This is a genomic window from Pleomorphomonas oryzae DSM 16300 (assembly GCF_000422965.1).
Taxonomy (GTDB): Bacteria; Pseudomonadota; Alphaproteobacteria; order Rhizobiales; family Pleomorphomonadaceae; genus Pleomorphomonas; species Pleomorphomonas oryzae.
The window spans coordinates 20,768-38,150 of record NZ_AUHB01000002.1 but is presented as its reverse complement, the minus strand read 5'-3'; the positions used below and the strand labels follow the sequence as shown (position 1 = coordinate 38,150).

At 58.8% G+C, this 17,383-nt stretch carries 12 protein-coding genes; 7 read left to right on the top strand and 5 right to left on the bottom strand.

Features of this window, described 5'->3' with window-relative positions:
• Positions 1-198: 198 nt before the first annotated feature.
• Together G522_RS29415 and G522_RS0103180 are read left to right on the top strand one after the other, a co-directional pair.
• A complete protein-coding gene (locus G522_RS29415; protein ID WP_036837971.1) occupies positions 199-1,509 on the top strand; it encodes a DNA cytosine methyltransferase in 1,311 nt (436 codons plus the stop codon).
• A 298-nt stretch (positions 1,510-1,807) separates the two neighbouring features.
• Positions 1,808-3,076 (top strand): Y-family DNA polymerase, encoded by a 1,269-nt coding sequence (locus G522_RS0103180; RefSeq protein ID WP_026789802.1) that lies wholly within the window; start codon positions 1,808-1,810, stop codon positions 3,074-3,076.
• Between the two features lie 258 nt (positions 3,077-3,334).
• Here the strand turns inward: G522_RS0103180 and G522_RS29405 are convergent, their stop codons facing one another.
• Entirely contained in the window at positions 3,335-3,649 is a 315-nt protein-coding gene (locus G522_RS29405) for a thermonuclease family protein (protein WP_425414043.1), read from the bottom strand.
• Positions 3,650-3,965: 316 nt separating this feature from the next.
• Between G522_RS29405 and G522_RS29400 the strand changes: the two genes are divergently transcribed.
• Entirely contained in the window at positions 3,966-4,409 is a 444-nt protein-coding gene (locus G522_RS29400) for a very short patch repair endonuclease (protein WP_084632686.1), read from the top strand.
• A 102-nt stretch (positions 4,410-4,511) separates the two neighbouring features.
• Entirely contained in the window at positions 4,512-5,690 is a 1,179-nt protein-coding gene (locus G522_RS25345; RefSeq protein WP_036837969.1) for a DNA cytosine methyltransferase, read from the top strand.
• A 43-nt stretch (positions 5,691-5,733) separates the two neighbouring features.
• Here the strand turns inward: G522_RS25345 and G522_RS0103170 are convergent, their stop codons facing one another.
• Positions 5,734-6,582: a hypothetical protein gene (locus G522_RS0103170; protein ID WP_026789801.1), complete on the bottom strand. Its 849-nt coding sequence runs from the start codon at positions 6,580-6,582 to the stop codon at positions 5,734-5,736.
• Positions 6,583-7,205: 623 nt separating this feature from the next.
• On the bottom strand, positions 7,206-8,168 hold the full coding sequence (locus tag G522_RS0103160; protein WP_036837967.1) for an aldose epimerase family protein: 963 nt from the start codon (positions 8,166-8,168) through the stop codon (positions 7,206-7,208).
• A gap of 543 nt (positions 8,169-8,711) precedes the next feature.
• On the opposite strand from G522_RS0103160, the gene G522_RS28775 reads away from it, so the two are divergent.
• On the top strand, positions 8,712-10,700 hold the full coding sequence (locus G522_RS28775; protein ID WP_051228235.1) for a methyl-accepting chemotaxis protein: 1,989 nt from the start codon (positions 8,712-8,714) through the stop codon (positions 10,698-10,700).
• 148 nt (positions 10,701-10,848) lie between these two features.
• Here G522_RS28775 and G522_RS0103150 read toward each other — a convergent pair whose 3' ends face one another.
• Both G522_RS0103150 and G522_RS0103145 read right to left on the bottom strand, forming a co-directional pair.
• Positions 10,849-11,940: a type II asparaginase gene (locus tag G522_RS0103150; protein ID WP_156886803.1), complete on the bottom strand. Its 1,092-nt coding sequence runs from the start codon at positions 11,938-11,940 to the stop codon at positions 10,849-10,851.
• A 435-nt stretch (positions 11,941-12,375) separates the two neighbouring features.
• Positions 12,376-13,989, bottom strand: coding sequence for a fumarate hydratase (locus tag G522_RS0103145; protein ID WP_036838076.1), 1,614 nt, complete (start codon positions 13,987-13,989; stop codon positions 12,376-12,378).
• Positions 13,990-14,452: 463 nt separating this feature from the next.
• Here G522_RS0103145 and aspA point away from each other — a divergent pair, with 463 nt between their 5' ends.
• Both aspA and G522_RS0103135 read left to right on the top strand, forming a co-directional pair.
• Positions 14,453-15,886, top strand: coding sequence for an aspartate ammonia-lyase (aspA, locus tag G522_RS0103140; RefSeq protein WP_036837964.1), 1,434 nt, complete (start codon positions 14,453-14,455; stop codon positions 15,884-15,886).
• Positions 15,887-15,917: 31 nt separating this feature from the next.
• Positions 15,918-17,225: a dicarboxylate/amino acid:cation symporter gene (locus tag G522_RS0103135; RefSeq protein ID WP_036837961.1), complete on the top strand. Its 1,308-nt coding sequence runs from the start codon at positions 15,918-15,920 to the stop codon at positions 17,223-17,225.
• The last annotated feature ends 158 nt before the right edge of the window (positions 17,226-17,383 follow it).

Below are 17,383 nucleotides of genomic sequence, written 5' to 3'. Positions count from 1 at the left end.
TTGCCAAAGGCAGCAGTGTCTTCTTTTAGATTGCCGGAAAGATAACCGCCACGACCAACTTGAGCCGCGGAAAGCCTCGTTCATATGGGGCGGCTTCCGGTCAACTGGCCGCGGTACGATCGTTATCGTCATGAACTCTTTCGTTACGTCCGTCGGTTACGAAACCCCTCTGCGACATGGAGTTTGCGGGGGGCGTAGGTGCGAGCGGTCGATCTTTTCTGCGGAGCTGGGGGCTTGTCCATCGGACTTAGCAAAGCGGGAATGGACGTCGTTGGCGCGATCGACTCTTGGAATGTGGCGGTCGATGTTTATCGTCGGAACGTCGGCGATCACGTGCGGCTCGGAGACATCCGGGATGTCGTTCAGATCGCTCCGATAGTCATGGATCTGCGGCCCGACATTGTTATGGGTGGGCCGCCATGCCAGGATTTCTCGACCGCCGGTCAGCGCATCGAGGGAGCGCGCGCCGAGTTGATGACGGCGTTTGCCATGGTGGTTGCTATTACGCGACCTGAATGGGTTCTGATGGAGAATGTGGCGCCGGCAAAAAAATCGGCAACTTGGGCACGATCTCGCGCAATCCTGAAAACGGCAGGCTATGGGCTGACCGAAACTGTAGTCGACGCCTCTTGGTATGGAGTGGCGCAGACTAGAAAGCGGTTAATCGTCATTGGGCGACGCGATGAAGCTGATGGATTCCTATCGGCGGAAATCATGGCGGCACGGCGACCGCGTCGGACAACGATCCGGGACATCTTAGGCGACGATATTGGCGAGCAGGTTTATGTTCATCGGCGACAGGGCGAATGTACTTTGTTGCAGACCACGGATGCGCCAGATTCCACCCTAAGAGCAGCATCATCTCGCGTGCCTGGCGCGGTAAGTCGCTATATTTTTGTCCGGCCGTACGGTAAGGGGCGTGGCGTGAGGTCGATCGACGAACCTATGCCGGCTTTGATCAGAACATCGAGAGAGGCGCCGACCTCAGGATACCTATCATCCCCATCGCCAAAGGACCCCGTTCCAGCAGAAAAGGTGCCGAGTCTGACTCAAAAGCAGACGTCCCAATTGCAAGGCTTTCCCGATAGCTGGGATTGGAGTCCTGTCCGAAGGGTGCGCGATCTAGATCAGATGATCGCGAATGCTGTTCCGACGCAGCTCGCTGAGGCTATTGGCCGCGTGATCGTGGCGAGGCATAGGGGAGAAACTATCCCAGCGGTTGACGATGGATTCTCGGATTGGCTCCGGGCTCAAGGGGTTACTGGGCAAGTACTAAGAAATCGACGACACGCCCTTCGACGGGCGCGGCATCTTCTCGACGGTCGTATCTATGCCAACCTCGGCGAGGAACTATGGGCGCTGGACAGAGCCGATGGCTTTTCGGAGTTGCCGCCATCGACGCGCTCAGATCTTCGTGCAGCGCTCCGGATGCACGCTGACTGGCGAGCCTCTGAGAAAGACATACAAAATAAAAAAACACCCCCCAGAAGCCACGGAAAGCGAATTTAGTTACCTTCGTTGTAAACCCCATTGCGACATGGAAATCTCTATTCAATCTGCGGCTTGCTTCTAGAGATCACTAATCCTTAGTGATCTCCTCTAGTGAAGTGGTGTCTCGAACCTAGTGATGTCGATAGTTCTCGAAAAATGAAGAGCCTGCGGGTTCCATCAGAGCGCCGCATGAGGGTCGCTTGGAAAGCGCATCTCTTGCTGACACATGGCGACAGCTGACGAACATTTGTCAGGATTGACGGCGTTTCAACTTGAGAACATAACGCGAACATGTACTCAAGCATGTGAGTCCCAAATGAGGCAACCCAATACTCTCGAAAGGTTGTATTTGGATTTCGATGGATTTTTCGCAAGTGTCGAACAGGCAGCGAACCGCAAACTTCGTGGGCGCCCTGTGGGGGTCGTGCCGTACGAGGGCGGCGGTGACCGAGCAATGCTCATTGCAGTTTCGAGGGAAGCGAAAAATGCTGGCATCACCAGCTTGATGAGTGTTCGCGAGGCGTTCGCGCAATGCTGCGACCTGGTGACGGTGCCCCAAAAGCCAGACTTATATCGGCGGGCGCACAACGCCCTCCTGAGTGAGATCGAGACGGTGATTCCCATAGATACAGCTAAGTCGATAGACGAGCTCACATGCGTGGTTGGGATCGATGGTCGAGAAAATCCAGAAGCCCTCGCTTGGCGCATCAAGAAGGCAATCCGGGATCAGGTGACGCCAGTCATAACCTCGACAATCGGCTTCGCTGCTAATAGGCAGTTGGCGAAAATGGCCTGCAAGGCAGGTAAGAGAAGCAGGGGCACCTATGGCGACGGGTTGGCAATTTGGCGCCCCGAGGACATGCCAGGGCCGCTGTTCAAAGTCCGCCTTGAAGATATTCCCGGCGTCGGTAGTCGGCTGGCTACTCGGCTGAAGGCTATGGGAATTTTTTCAACTGAGGATTTGTATGGGCTCCAGCCAAAGCATCTGCGGAAAATATGGCGCTCGGTTGTGGGCGAGAGAATGTGGTATGCCCTGCATGGATACGACATCCAATCTCCTGCTTCTCAACGCGGCATGTTTGGCCACGGCAGAGTTTTGCCTCCAGAATCGAGATCCAGAGCTGGAGCCAAGGACATCAGTCGTCTTTTGCTTACCAAAGCCGCTCGTAGGCTCCGACGAGAAAATTACTACGCAGGGGCTTTGTGGCTTTGGCTTGCTTTGCGCGAGGGCTCCTGGTTCCGCCAGTTGACGCTCCCAGTTGTCAATGACAATCAGGCCATTTTGTCCGCCTTGGCGTTGCTTTGGCGGGCATTCGATGACGAACATCCAGAGAGACTCGCCATATTTAGGGTCGGGGTGACGCTCCTAGACCTTTCGCCTGCCACCGAGCGGCAAATGGATCTTCTGCTGGCTGACGACGACAACCGCAGACGCTGGGAAGCAGCTTCTGCAGCAGTCGATGCCTTAAATACCAAGTACTCTGGAACCGTTGTGAGCCTCGGTACGTGGAAGCCACCCAAAGGCGGAAATGTGGGCGGCAAAATCTCCTACACACGCGTTCCGACGTCAGAGGATTTTTGGTGATGGCGAAGAACAAAGGTGGCTGGCAATCACAGATCCAAGTCCAAGATCTTAGTGACACTCAGAAGTTAGAATGCACGTGCATCAAGTGCGGTCACGTGCATTACCTTTTTAGGGCTTCTCTAGCCGGCCGAGAGCAGGACTACATCGATGAAGTGCAGTCGACCGAAAGGTGTTGGGCACGAGGTTGCGGCGGTCCAGTTCGAATTATGTTTGTTCGTCAGAACGAATTAAGCGGCTTTGTAGGCGGGATGGCGTGAGTCACGGGCACCAGGGATGACGAGCGCCATCCCATTGCCTTGCAACACCCTCGCTCACAAGAATTGCCCCTATCGATTCGCCCTGTTCGTTCCGAACTGTTCGCAGCTTCCGACCGTATCGGTCTTCATCACGATCGACATGCTCCAGTGTGACCCTCCCAGAGTTGAGTAGTTCACGAAGCCTGGCTTTGGCTTTGAGGCCTAACTGTCGTTCATATTCGCATCTGGGAGGGCTGAGCTCTGGCGTGTCAATGTCGGATATCCGGACCTTGAAATCATCGATCCAGAATGTGTCGCCATCAACGACGCACGCCATCTTCGAAGCCGATCCACAATCGTCGAAGGTTCGCTTATAGCTTCCGATCGCGATGGGCTCTTCGCCATTACAGCGGATTAGCTGGCGAGCTTGGGGCGAGAAACCCACAGCGATCAGTAGCAAAGACGCCAGAAAAGCAAACCCACCTCGCATTGTTCGACGATGGCGACGATGCCCTTTAACCTTCAAATTCATCGTAGCCTCGACAACATGCGCGCATACACCAAGCAGAAGGCAGCAGTATCACATCAGTTATTTCCAACATCATTAGGCCGCCTACACCGCAACGAGACCATTTGGCCCCGAAGGAACAACAATGGTTGATCGGCTCTCATCTGACAGGCGCTCTTGGCTGATGTCCCGCGTCCGATGTCGCCATACTGCTCCAGAAATGCGCGTCCGGCAGGCAGTACATGCACTGGGCCTGAGGTTTCGCCTACACCGAAGGGATTTGCCAGGGAAACCAGATTTGGTTCTTCCGGGACGACGTCTCGCAGTCTTCGTTCATGGATGCTTTTGGCATAGGCACCTCGGGTGCAAACATGCGACCACCCCCAAATCAAACGCCGAGTTCTGGAATGCGAAGTTCGAAGCAAACATCGCTCGCGACAAACGTGTGACGAGTGAGCTCGAAGCGCTTGGATGGCGCGTAGAGGTCATTTGGGAATGCGAGACAGAAAACTCGGCGACCCTTGCACAAGCGATATTTGCCAGGGTGTTCGCTATAAGGCCCGCAGCGGAACCCAACGGAAACAGCTAATTGTGAACAGGATAGGAACGTTCATGTCCTTGACCCCCGACACCGGCACGGTACGGTGGTTATGGACTCGCTTCGTATGCATGAGGCGAAGGAAAGGCAAAAATGAAAGTCGTTGGCCTGTTTGCAGGTATCGGTGGATTGGAGGCTGGACTGGCCGCAGCTGGGCATGAGACCACGCTCTTTTGCGAGATATGGTCGCCCGCACGTGCCGTATTAGCCTCCCGCTATCCCGACGTACCGTGCGAAGCCGACGTCGCCGACCTTCATTCCCTTCCGGGTGATACGGAGGTTCTCGTCGGCGGCTTCCCTTGCCAGGATTTGAGTCAAGCAGGCCGCACAGCCGGTATCGCAGGAGAGAAATCAGGATTGGTTGGGCATGTATTCCGATTGCTCGACGAGAAGCGAATCCCGTGGGTGGCACTAGAAAATGTCTCGTTCATGCTCCACCTTGACCGCGGCCGAGGACTACGTACGCTCGTTGAGGCGTTTGAAGAGCGCGGATATCGGTGGGCATATCGCGTCGTCAACTCGCTCGCTTTCCTTCCTCAGCGGCGGGAAAGAGTTATCTTTCTAGCGACGAACACGGATGTCGATCCGGCCACCGTTCTTTTCGAAACCGATGTTCGCCCTCCCGCAGCTAGCCCTACCCCAGAAGCAACGGCCTATGGATTCTACTGGACCGAGGGGATTCGGGGTTTGGGCTGGGCCGTCGATGCGATTCCGACACTTAAGAACGGTTCGACAGTCGGCATTGCTTCTCCTCCCGCTATCCTTCTCCCAGACGGGACAGTCATTACGCCCGATATCCGGGACGCCGAACGGCTGCAGGGATTCGACGCGGACTGGACAAAACCTGCCGAGGATGTCGGACGCGCCTCGTTACGGTGGTCGCTCGTCGGTAACGCGGTCACTGTCCCTGTTTCGAAATGGCTAGGACAGCAGCTCGCCAATCCAGGGTTCTACGACAATGGTCTCGATCGGCATCTAGACAATCACGATCGATGGCCGCGTGCGGCGCGTTTTGACGGAAAGACTCGTCATGCGGTGGAGATCGGGGCCTTCCCAGTTTGGAAGAGCCGCAAAAGGCTTGCGGAATACCTCAAGTTTCCTGGAAAGCTATTGTCCGTCAGAGCTACGAAGGGCTTCCTTTCTCGGACTGAGAGAAGCAGTCTTCGGTTCGAGCCATTCTTCCTAGATCAGCTGCGAATGCACCTTGCCAAAATGGAAGGCGAGAACAAACTCGGTCTCAATACCGCTTTGCGCTCCATCGCAGCAGAGTGACGTAGCGTTGTTGCTAGGAGTGCGCAGCATCTTTTTATGAAGCTTATAGATCCTTAAACCGAGTGGTATAGGTAAGAGCCAAACGATCAATCATCGACTCATACATATATATATCACCGGCTTGGGGGGCTGGCGCTGTCTCTACTAGCTGAGCGTGTGACCCGTCGTTCCGCATGTCAACCACTACGATCGCAAGTGCATCGTATCCAACTTCACCAGGCTTCGAACGACGCGGCAGCTGTTTCACCTTATCGACGGCCAAGGTAGCATCGCGCGGCTGTTTGTGGCGGCTCCATTCTGGATCAGCTGCCCGGTTCTTCTTGTTAAGATCGGGGCTGAGATATTCAGAAGCCATATTGACCATTACAAAGCCTGCAGCAATCGCTTGGTCAGTCGCTCCATGTACGGTGAGATGTGACGAGTTGAGCTCGTCGTAAAGGCGTGGAAGCGCCCTCTGATGTGCTGTCATGCAGGCTTTTGCCTCTAGCGCCATCAGGACACTGCCAACCGGTGCTTCGCAAAGCATCGGCAAACCTGAAAAGGCCGCCTCCTCAATTATATCTAGCTCTATCTCATATCCTTTTAGCATATCGAACAGAGACATAGATCTCTTGTTGGCGTGAGAACTGGATTTGGTACACAAAACTAAATCCAGGTTCTTCTTCCGATCCTGCACGAAATCACGCATCTCATGATTAATACCAAAGAAAACTTTACCGTTCGCTACATGTTGACGCAGTAAGGGGCAAACCAGCAAGAGGTCGAAAACAATGCCCCAACACGCGACTTTGGAGTGATGATCACTTCTAGATAGATACTGCCAACGGTTTCCAAAACGATCCTCGCGCGTCGATTTAGATAGTGTGCGAACCAATATGCGCGGGCCGAACATCGGGTCTGTCCAACTAATAGAATCACCACATGATGAGGGATACCATATCCTGGTTTCCTACACATCTCAGCGCAACCCGCAGTGTAATTAATCGACGCTCAACGCCGTACGGCATGTAAGGAAATGCAACCTTATTCAAACGACAAAGGCGCATTCTGCTCGGTTGAACCCACATTAATGCGAGCCATGTAAGGCGACCATTCGACATAGCCTCAAATAGACTGCTGCCCTAAATAGCATTCCAGAAGTCATTGTCCCTTGCGCTGTAACGAGGGCGGCCCAAATCGCCATAGAGCCGAGGCAGAATTGGCTGTTCGCTGCATCGAGAAACCTGGTTGACACAAGACCACTATCGGTACATTTCTTTGGTACACAAAGCGTAGGTCTGGCACCCCAGAATTGGCGGTTTTCTGCGGTTTTTGGCAGCTGTGGCGAGATTCCCTCCTTCTCCGCCATCGCACTCACAAACCGTCATTTTTTACACCAGGCCACCTGCGGCGACGTTTCATTGTCGCTGCTGGCAAGGTAACTGGCACCCATGCCGATCAACGCCATGACTTGCGGCGAAGCAGAGATCAGCCGGGACATGATCAGCCCCGGCTCGTTCGTGATCTCTTCGAAGGTCAGAAGCCCGAGAAGGCCCATTCCATGCGGTGGGAATAACGTTCGCCGGGCCGCAGCACCGAAGACGGGAAGCCCGGCTCGTTGATGGCATTGGGGTAGGTTTGCGGCTCGAGCGCGATGCCGCCGTTTTTCACGACCTTCGAGAATGGCGAGATCAGTGCCTCGGAGAAATGGGTCGCCGTATAGAGCTGAACACCGGGTTCGGTGGTCGACAGCGTCATGGTCCGCCTGGTTTCCGGCTCAACCAGACGCGCCGCCAAGTGGAGAGGACCACGGCCGGCATCCAGGCAGAAGTTGATGTCGTAGTCCTCGCCGATGGTGCGGAGGCGCCGGAAATCGAAGCGCGTTCCGGTCACATCGGCAATCTCACCAGTCGGAATGAGCATCTCATCCGATGGCGTGTAGCGGGAAGCCGGGATTTCGACCTGATGGCCCAGAGCCGAACCAGCTCCGCTCAGGTTGAGATAAACGTGATTGGTGAGATTGATCGGCGTTGACCGGTCCGTCTCGGCCGTCATGTCGAGGTAGAGCGAGGCTCCATCGAATCCATAGGCGGCGACCACGTCGAGATTTCCTGGAAAGCCCATGTCGCCGTTTGCCGAGAGCAATCTGAACTCGACACGAGACTCGTCGACTTGTGCCACCGTCCACTCGCGGCGCGAAAAGCCGATCGGCCCGCCATGCAGGGTGTTCGGCGCCTTGTTGATCGGCAGCTCAAACCGTTGACCGTCGAGTTCGAACACGCCACCGGCAATGCGATTGGCGACGCGGCCGCAGATGGCGCCCCCCGAGGCATCGGCGCCCTCGTCATTGGGATGGGCAGACGAACCGATGACCACCTGGACTTCGGCTCCGTCCCTGGTGGGAACGAAGAGGGCCACGAGCTTGGCCCCAACCGGGCTGAGAATTGCTCTCAGACCGCCCTCGCCCTTGATCGTTACAAGCTTATGCTGGTCAGTCATGTCGTTTCCCTCCGGGCCGCCGCGGATAAGTCCGGACGACCCAAGTCGTGGTCTTGATAGCATTGCAAGGGACAGTCGAGGAACCCGCCAATAGATAACGTTTGACGGCCTGGAACAGTTGCCTCCGGGGCGGGTCAGCCGATGCCGATCACAGACTTGTCATCCGCCGGCCCGTTCCCGGCGAGGCCATGGACACTGCCAACTGGCTGGAGACCGAAGCGGCGCGGATTGTGCCTGAGTATTGGCTTGCCCACCGACGGACAGTGAACTACCAGCTGCCGGCAGACCATGTAGTAAACCGGGGTGAAGGCGAGTGTTACCTCCGGCGGCAGACGTGAACTTGCTGTTCAGCCAATTGTATCGAACGAAATTGCAAAAACAGAAAAGACATTGGCCTCCGCTTAACTAAACGACAGGGATTATCGTTCAGCCTCACTACTTGCCATAACGGACGGTTCGGCGGCGCCGGTCGCGCTGCTTCGTCGTTCTCGCACCGGTACCGGGAGGAGGAACCCGCGCATCGGAAGCTTGGCTGGAGGCCTCATGTTCGATCGTCTACGCATCATTTCCCGCATTGCCCTGATCTGTGGCGTCATGATCATTCCGGTTCTTACTCTCGGAACGATCTTCTTTCAGCAGTCGCAGGAACAGACCCGGCAGACGACCGCCGAGACAAAGGGCATGCAGCATTACCGGCTCGGCTTCGCCCTCTGGGAAGCGCTGCTCACCGAAGAGCGGGCACCGGGTGCCTCCATGTCGCAAGCAGTGGCCGACGTGCGCAAGACCTATGCCGAGGGCACGGTGGCCTATGACGGGCTGCATGGCACCGACAAGCTATCGAAGGACTTCGTCGCTGCGGCGGAAGTGGGGCGCGGCAACGAAGCCAAGGTGACCGGCCTGAAGCTGCTTGATGCGGTGCGCAACACGTCCGAGCTGACGCTCGATCCGAAGGCGGCCAGCTCTTATCTGGTCGATGCCGTGACGTCCCAGATGCCGACGCTCCTGATGGCATCGAGCAACCTCGGCGATCTCTTCAGTCTCGCCGACCATACCAAGGGCTTCATCACACCGCAGCAGCGCATCGACATCGTCAGCGCGCTGCATGACATCGATAGAAGCGCCACGGCCCTGACCGACGATTTCGAGATCGGCCTGGCCGACGTCACCGATGCCAAAGCCGCCGATCTTAAGGCCAAGGCGGCCAATCTTAGCAAGACGGCCGCCGCGTTTGCCGACAAGCTCAGGCCGGCCGTGCTGGTTCTGGCCACCGGCAAGTTCCCCAAGGATCTCAATGTCGGCGTCGCCGAGGCCAAGGGCGCCCTGCGAACTGAGACGCTGGCGCTTTGGCACCAGACGGCCGACGAGGTAGATACCCTGCTTGGCAACCGCCTCAGCGGCCTCAGCTGGGCCATGTATAGCAGCCTTGCCATCATTGCCGTGATCCTGGCCATTGCCGGCGTGCTCGCCTATGTCGTCACGCACTCGATTGCCCGGCAACTCAAGCGCCTCACCGGTGTGCTTGGCGACATCGAGGCCGGCCGGCTCGACGTCGAGATCCCCTATGTCGGTCTCCGAAATGAGATCGGCGTCATGGCCAAGAGCTTCGCGGTTTTCCGAGACGGTCTCACCGAGGCCGAACGCATGCGGTTCGACCGGGAACACCAGAGCGCCGAGGCGGTCCGTGCCGCCGGCCGCCGCATCGAGCTGGTATCCGCATTCACGGACCGGATGACGGCGCTGGCGAGTGCCTTTACTGCCTCGTCGGGCGAGGTAAACACGGCCGCCGACGGCCTGTCGACCAATGCCCGCCATTCGGCCGATCGCACGGACGTGGTCAACACCGCCGCCGAGGACGCGTCTCTCAACGTCAACACCGTTGCTTCGGCCACCGAGGAACTAGCCGCCTCCATCGGCGAAATCGCCGGACAGGTCCGCAAGTCGGCCGACGTGGCGGCGGCAGCGGTGGATGATGCAACGCTATCCGAACAGAGCATCAGCGCGCTGTCGTCGGCTGCCGAGAAGATTGGCGACGTCGTCAGCCTGATTTCGGCGATCGCCGAACAGACCAATCTTCTGGCGCTCAATGCCACCATCGAGGCGGCACGAGCCGGCGAGGCTGGGCGCGGCTTCGCGGTTGTGGCGTCGGAAGTAAAGCAGCTCGCCTCCCAGACCGCCAAGGCGACCGCCGATATCTCGCAGAAGATCGTCGAAATCCAGACGCAGACCTCAACCTCGGTCGAGGCGATCTCACGCATCGTCAGCACCGTCCGGTCCCTAGGCGAAATCACCCAGAGCATCTCGGCCGCCGTCGAGGAGCAGGGTGCCGCCACCCGGGAGATCGCCGTCAACTGCCAGCGCGCCGCCGTCGGTGCCGGTGCCGTCACGGAGAATATCGGCGAGGTGGCAGCGGCGGTCGACCTGACCGGCACATCGGCCGGCCGACTGACCAACCTAGCCCATGATCTCGCCCGCCGCGCCGAGGATCTCAATCGGGAAGTCAGCACCTTCGCGGAGCAACTGAGCGCCGCCTGAAGGTCATTGCAGCAAAACAAGCAAAGGGACCGGTCTGTCGTGACCGGTCCCTTTGCTTTTCATGCCCTGCAAAGTCGCACCATGCCCCAACTAGGCATGGCGCGACCGCACCGGTGTTCGGACGCTCATCGCCCGAACGCTGTCCCGATCAATACTCGTAGTACATGGTCTGAATCGCCTTGGTGTCGTCGGTCTTGGTCAGCGCCAGCATCAGCAGGATGCGGGCCTTCTGCGGATTGAGCGTATCCGACACCACAAAGTCCAACTCGTCATCGTTGGCCTCACCATTGCGGGCGACGATGCCGTTGCCGACGCGCGAGGAGCGAACCACGACGACACCCTTCTTGCGCGCTTCGATAAGGTCGGGCTTGATGCCGGCGCCGAGGCTACCGTCACCGACGGCGGCATAGACGATGCCCTTGTCGCCGGCGCCTATGAAGGCATTGAGGGCAATCGGATTGATGTTGGCGTAGCCATAGACGATGTCGACCGCCGGCAGCTTGTCGAGATTACTGACGTCGAACTCGGCATTGGCAGTGTGCCTGCGCAGCGACTCCCGATAGAAATGCGGCGCGTTGTTCTGCATGTAGCCGATGACGCCGAGTTCCGGCGTGCGGAAGGTGCTGGTCAGCGAGGTGTTGGTCTTGGTGACATCGCGAGCTGCGCTGATCTCGTCGTTCATGGCGATCATGACACCCTTGCCCTCGGCCTCCTTGGAGCCGGCAAGCACGACAGCGTTGTAGATGTTGACGGGACCATCGGCCGAGATCGCCGTCGACGGGCGCATGGCGCCGACCATGACCACCGGCTTCTCCGACTTCACCGTGAGATCCAGGAAATAGGCCGTTTCCTCAAGCGTATCGGTGCCGTGGGTGATGACGATGCCATCGACATCGGGCTGGGCCAGCAGGGTGTTGACGCGCTTGGCCAGCTTCAGCCAGTGATCGTTGGTCATGCTCTCGCTGGCGATCTGGAAGATCTGCTCGCCCTTGACGTTGGCGACCTTCTTGATTTCCGGCACGGCGTCGATCAGCGCCTCGACCCCGACCTTGGCGGCCGTATAGCCGACAGTGGTGGTGCTATTGGCACCGGTTCCGGCAATGGTGCCGCCGGTGGCAAGGATCGTAATGTTAGGCAGATGGCCCGCGTCGGCGGCCTCTGCGGTGTAGCCAGACCAGGCCAGCGACAGCGCGAATACCGGCGCCACGGCAAACCTCGTCATGAGCTCAATCTTGGTCATGCGTTCCTCCGCTTGTGCTTTGTCAGCCCGAGAACCCTCGGGGTCGGTCCCTCCTCCTAGACGGACCGATGCAAAACGGATTGAGCAAGCCATATGCCATGGCGAAAGCTCGTATGACGCCGAACTAAACACCTGTTTTAAATGCTTATTCTTTGATTTGATTGCTTCGCCAATGTTCGGATCTCCGAACACCACGCTTTGCCTGTTCGGAGATCCGTATGTTTGGCAAGCACCGCGCCCTCTGAAATGGCGCGGTAAAGCCGCGCGCGCGTCGGAATGTGCCGGAGAAAGGCAAGTTTCTTGCCCGCAAAACAAACCACCGCCGCCCGAAGGCAGCGGTGGAGCGTATTTTCTCCAGGCAGATCCGATGATTTCGAGCGCGGGTCGCCTGGCTTTCGGAGGCGTTCGGATTTCCGAATGTCCAAGTCAGGCGGCTCAGCCCAGGTTGAGCTCGGCGAAGAAGTCGTTGCCCTTGTCGTCGATGACGATGAAGGCCGGGAAATCGACAACATCGATCTTCCATACCGCCTCCATGCCGAGTTCAGGAAACTCGACGAGGTCCACCTTTTTGATGCAATCACGGGCGAGCCGTGCGGCCGGACCGCCGATCGAACCGAGATAGAAGCCGCCATGACGGGCGCAGGCGTCGCGCACCACACGCGAACGGTTGCCCTTGGCCAGCATCACCATCGAGCCGCCAAAGCTCTGGAACTGGTCGACGTAGGAATCCATGCGGCCCGCTGTCGTCGGTCCGAACGAACCGGAGGCATAGTTCTGCGGTGTCTTGGCCGGGCCGGCGTAATAGATCGGGTGGTTCTTGAAATAGTCCGGCAGCGGCTCGCCCCGCTCCAGCCGTTCGCGCAGCTTGGCGTGCGCCAGATCACGGGCAACGATCATCGGGCCGCTGAGGCTGAGGCGGGTACGGATGGGATGGCGCGACAGCGTTTTGAGAATTTCGGCCATCGGCTGGTTGAGGTCGATCTCCACCACCGCGCCGCCAAGGCTGCGCTCGTCAATATCGGGCAAGAAGCGCGCGGGGTTATGCTCCAGCTCCTCAAGAAATACGCCATCGCGGGTGATCTTGCCTTGGGCTTGTCGATCGGCGGAACAGGACACGCCGATGCCGATCGGCAGCGACGCGCCATGGCGGGGCAGGCGGATGACACGCACGTCGTGGCAGAAGTATTTGCCACCGAACTGGGCGCCAACGCCGGTCGCCTGTGTGGCCTTGAACACTTCGGCCTCGAAGGCGAGGTCGCGAAAAGCATGGCCGGCCGTTGAACCGACGGTGGGCAGGCCATCGAGTGCCTTGGTCGAGGCGAGCTTGACCGTCTTGAGGTTCATCTCGGCCGACGTGCCGCCAATGACGATGGCCAGATGGTAGGGCGGGCAGGCGGCAGTACCGAGCGTCAGGATCTTTTCCTTGATGAACGCCAGCATGCGATCGTGGGTCAGCAGTGAAGGCGTGCCCTGGAAAAGGAAGGTCTTGTTGGCCGAGCCGCCGCCCTTGGCAACGAACAGGAACTTGTAAGCATCCTCGCCCTCGGCGTAGATGTCGATCTGGGCCGGCAGATTGTCGCCGGTGTTGACCTCGTCAAACAGGGTGAGGGGCGCGAGCTGGGAATAACGGAGGTTCTTGGCCGCATAGGCATCGCGCACGCCCTGGCCGAGCGCCGCATGATCGCCTCCAGCCGTCCAGACGCGTCGCCCCTTCTTGGCCGATATGATGGCCGTGCCGGTGTCCTGACACATGGGCAGCACGCCACCGGCCGAGATACAGGCATTCTTTAGAAGATCGTAGGCGACGAAGCGGTCATTATCGGTCGCCTCGGGATCGTCGAGAATGCTGGCGAGCTGGGCGAGATGGGCCGGGCGCAGCAGATGATTGATGTCGTCAAACGCGGTGGCAGCCAACAACCGCAGCGCCTCCGGCTCGACTTTCAGAATGGTCTCGCCCTCGAACGACGCGGTGCTAACTAGATCGCCGGTCAGCCTGCGGTAAGGCGTGTTGTCATCGGCGAGAGGAAACAGGCCACTCTCATCAGACATCGAATCGTCCTCCATTGAGGGAATCGGCCGGCGCAATACCGCCGCCGGAATAGGTGGCGGCCTCTCTAGCGCGACGTTGCGGCATGGCCAATACCGGGCGCCTCGTCCAATGGGATGATTGTACATGGCCACGATTTTGCCGACGTTCGCGGTCTCGAATATAGCCCCAGCCGCGTTCGGATTTCCGAACGAACGACGGATGATCGTTAAAATTCCCTTTAATAACAGTTAGATGGCTAAACGCGATTGCAAGTCGATCGCACCTATGCCGTCACGTCCCACACCGGCAACGCCACACTGCAGCCACATCGTTCGGATTTCCGAACAGAGCGACGAATATGCCACATAAAATCGTTTAAAAACAATGCTTTGCCAGATGCGTTTTCGGAGCACCCTTGGCACGCCATTTGCCGATATCACCGTGCCTTCTTGGGCAAAGGAGGCGGGAAAATGGGAGTGAGTGATGCCCACCGACAAAATGAGGATCGAACACGATCTGCTCGGTAACCTGGAGGTTCCCGACAGCGTCTACTACGGGGTTCACACCCTGCGCGCCGTCGAGAACTTCCCCGTCACCGGTACGCCGATTTCACATTATCCGGACCTCGTCAAAGCCTTGGCGATGATCAAGCAGGCTGCGGCACGCGCCAACGCCGACCTCGGGCTGCTGCCGCTGCCGATCGCCGACGCGATCGCCGCCGCCTGCCGCGAAATCCGGGACGGCCAGCTCAACGACCAGTTCGTCGTCGACGTGATCCAGGGGGGCGCCGGCACCTCCACCAACATGAACGCCAACGAGGTGATTGCCAACCGGGCGCTCGAAATCATGGGGGCCAAGCGCGGCGACTACAAGCGCCTGCACCCCAATGAGCACGTCAACATGAGTCAGTCCACCAACGACGTCTATCCGACGGCGCTGAAGGTGGCGACCTATGCCGGTATATACAGGCTGGTCGATGCCATGGCCTATCTGCGGGCGGCGTTCCAGCGCAAGGCCGACGAATTCCGCGACGTTCTGAAAATGGGCCGTACCCAGCTCCAGGATGCCGTGCCGATGACGCTCGGCCAGGAGTTCGCCACCTATGCCGTGATGCTCGAGGAGGACGAGGATCGCCTCAAGGAAGCCGCCCAGCTGATCCGCGAGATCAATCTCGGCGCCACCGCCATCGGCACCGGCATCAACGCCCATCCCGGCTATGCGGCACTGGTCTGCCGACACCTCGCCGAGATATCCGGTATCCCGGTGATTACCGCGCCCAATCTCATTGAAGCGACGCAGGACTGTGGTGCCTTCGTACAGTTGTCGGGCGTACTGAAGCGCGTCGCCGTGAAACTTTCGAAGGTGTGCAACGACCTTCGCCTGCTGTCGTCCGGCCCGCGTGCCGGCTTCGGCGAGATCAACCTGCCGGCCCGTCAGGCTGGTTCGTCGATCATGCCGGGCAAGGTCAATCCGGTCATCCCGGAAGTGGTCAACCAGATCGCCTTCGAGGTGATCGGCAACGACATGACGGTGTCGCTCGCCGCCGAGGCCGGTCAGCTCCAGCTCAATGCCTTCGAACCGATCATCGCCCATAGCCTGTTCAAGTCGATCACCCATTTGCGGCAAGGCTGCATCATCCTCGCGGACAAGTGCGTCGACGGCATCACGGCCAACCGCGACCGCCTCGAAGCCATCGTTCGGGATTCGATCGGCATCGCCACCGCCCTCAATCCGTTCATCGGCTATGCCAACGCCACCGAAGTGGCCGTTGAAGCCCATCGAACCGGACGCGGCGTTGCCGAACTGGTGCTCGAACGAGGACTGATGAGCGCGGAAGAACTCGCTGACGTGCTCCGTCCCGACGTTCTGACCCATCCGCGCCTGTTCAAGGCCAGGTCCGAAGCCGTTGCAAAATAAACAAAATCCAGGAAACCCAAGGTAGACAAACATGCAGCCCGTAACGACAACCCCACAGAAGAAGTCGCGCCAGTCGACTTACATTCTCATCGCCATGCTGCTCGGCATCCTTGCCGGCTACATCTGCAACAAGACGGCGGCGACCCCGGACGACGCCAAATCGGTCGCCAGCTACTTTGCGATGATGACCGATATCTTCCTGCGTCTCATCAAGATGATCATCGCTCCGCTGATCTTCTCGACGCTGGTATCCGGTCTCGTCAACATGGGCGACGCCAAGACTGTCGGGCGTATCGGTGGCCGGGCCATCGGTTGGTTCCTGATGGCGTCGCTCATGTCGCTCACCATCGGCCTTATCCTCGCCAACGTCCTGCAGCCGGGCGGCAGCCTCAGCATTCCCCTGCCGGACGTCAACGCCGCCGTCGACCTCAAGACGTCGTCGCTGAATCTCAAGGACTTCCTGACGCACGTCTTCCCGCGCAACATCTTCGAGGCGATGGCCGGTAACGAGATCCTGCAGATCGTCGTGTTCTCGGTGTTCTTTGGTCTGGCTCTCGGCAATGTTCGCCACATCAAGGCGGCCGATACGCTGGCCACCACCATCGAAGGCGCCGTACCGGTGATGCTGAAGGTGACGGGCTACGTCATGCTGTTCGCCCCGATCGGCGTGTTCGCGGCGATCGCCAATGTCGTCACCACGCAAGGCCTTAGCGTGCTGGTGGTCTACGGCAAGGTGATGGGCGGCTTCTACTTCGCCCTCCTGGTCCTGTGGGCCGTGCTGATCGGCCTTGCCTACATGGTGCTGAAAAACAAAGTGTTCCCGCTGCTCAGCGCCGTTCGCGACCCGATGATCCTCGGCTTTTCGACCGCGTCGAGCGAGGCTGCCTATCCGCGCGTCATGGAAGCGCTGAAGCGCCTCGGCATTTCCGAGCGTGTCATCGGTTTCGTGCTGCCGCTCGGTTACTCCTTCAACCTCGACGGCTCGATGATCTACACCACCTTCGCTGCCCTGTTCGTGGCGCAGGCCTATAACATCCCCATGGATCTCGGCACCCAGATCACCATGCTGCTGGTGCTGATGGTGTCGTCGAAGGGCATCGCCGGCGTGCCGCGTTCGGCGCTCGTCGTCGTCGCCGCGGTGATGCCGATGTTCCACCTGCCGGAGGCCGGCGTGCTGTTGATCATGGGCATCGACGTGTTCCTCGACATGGGCCGTACCGCCACCAACGTGCTCGGCAACTCCATCGCCACGGCCGTCATCGCCAAGTGGGAGAACGCCTACGACGACCAGGACAGCGTCGAGGAGATCGAGGCGGACGTCGCTCCCGAGGCCGTCTGACGCACGATGCGCCGCCTGTCGCAAGATGGGCGGCGCATTTCACCGGCTACGGTCCGGCACCCTAGGCAAAGCGCGCATTCGGCCGACACGTATGGACAAGCAGCCCGGCCAATGCCAAGCAGGATCGCAATATCGGAGCTGGCCGGAGGCCTTTCGGC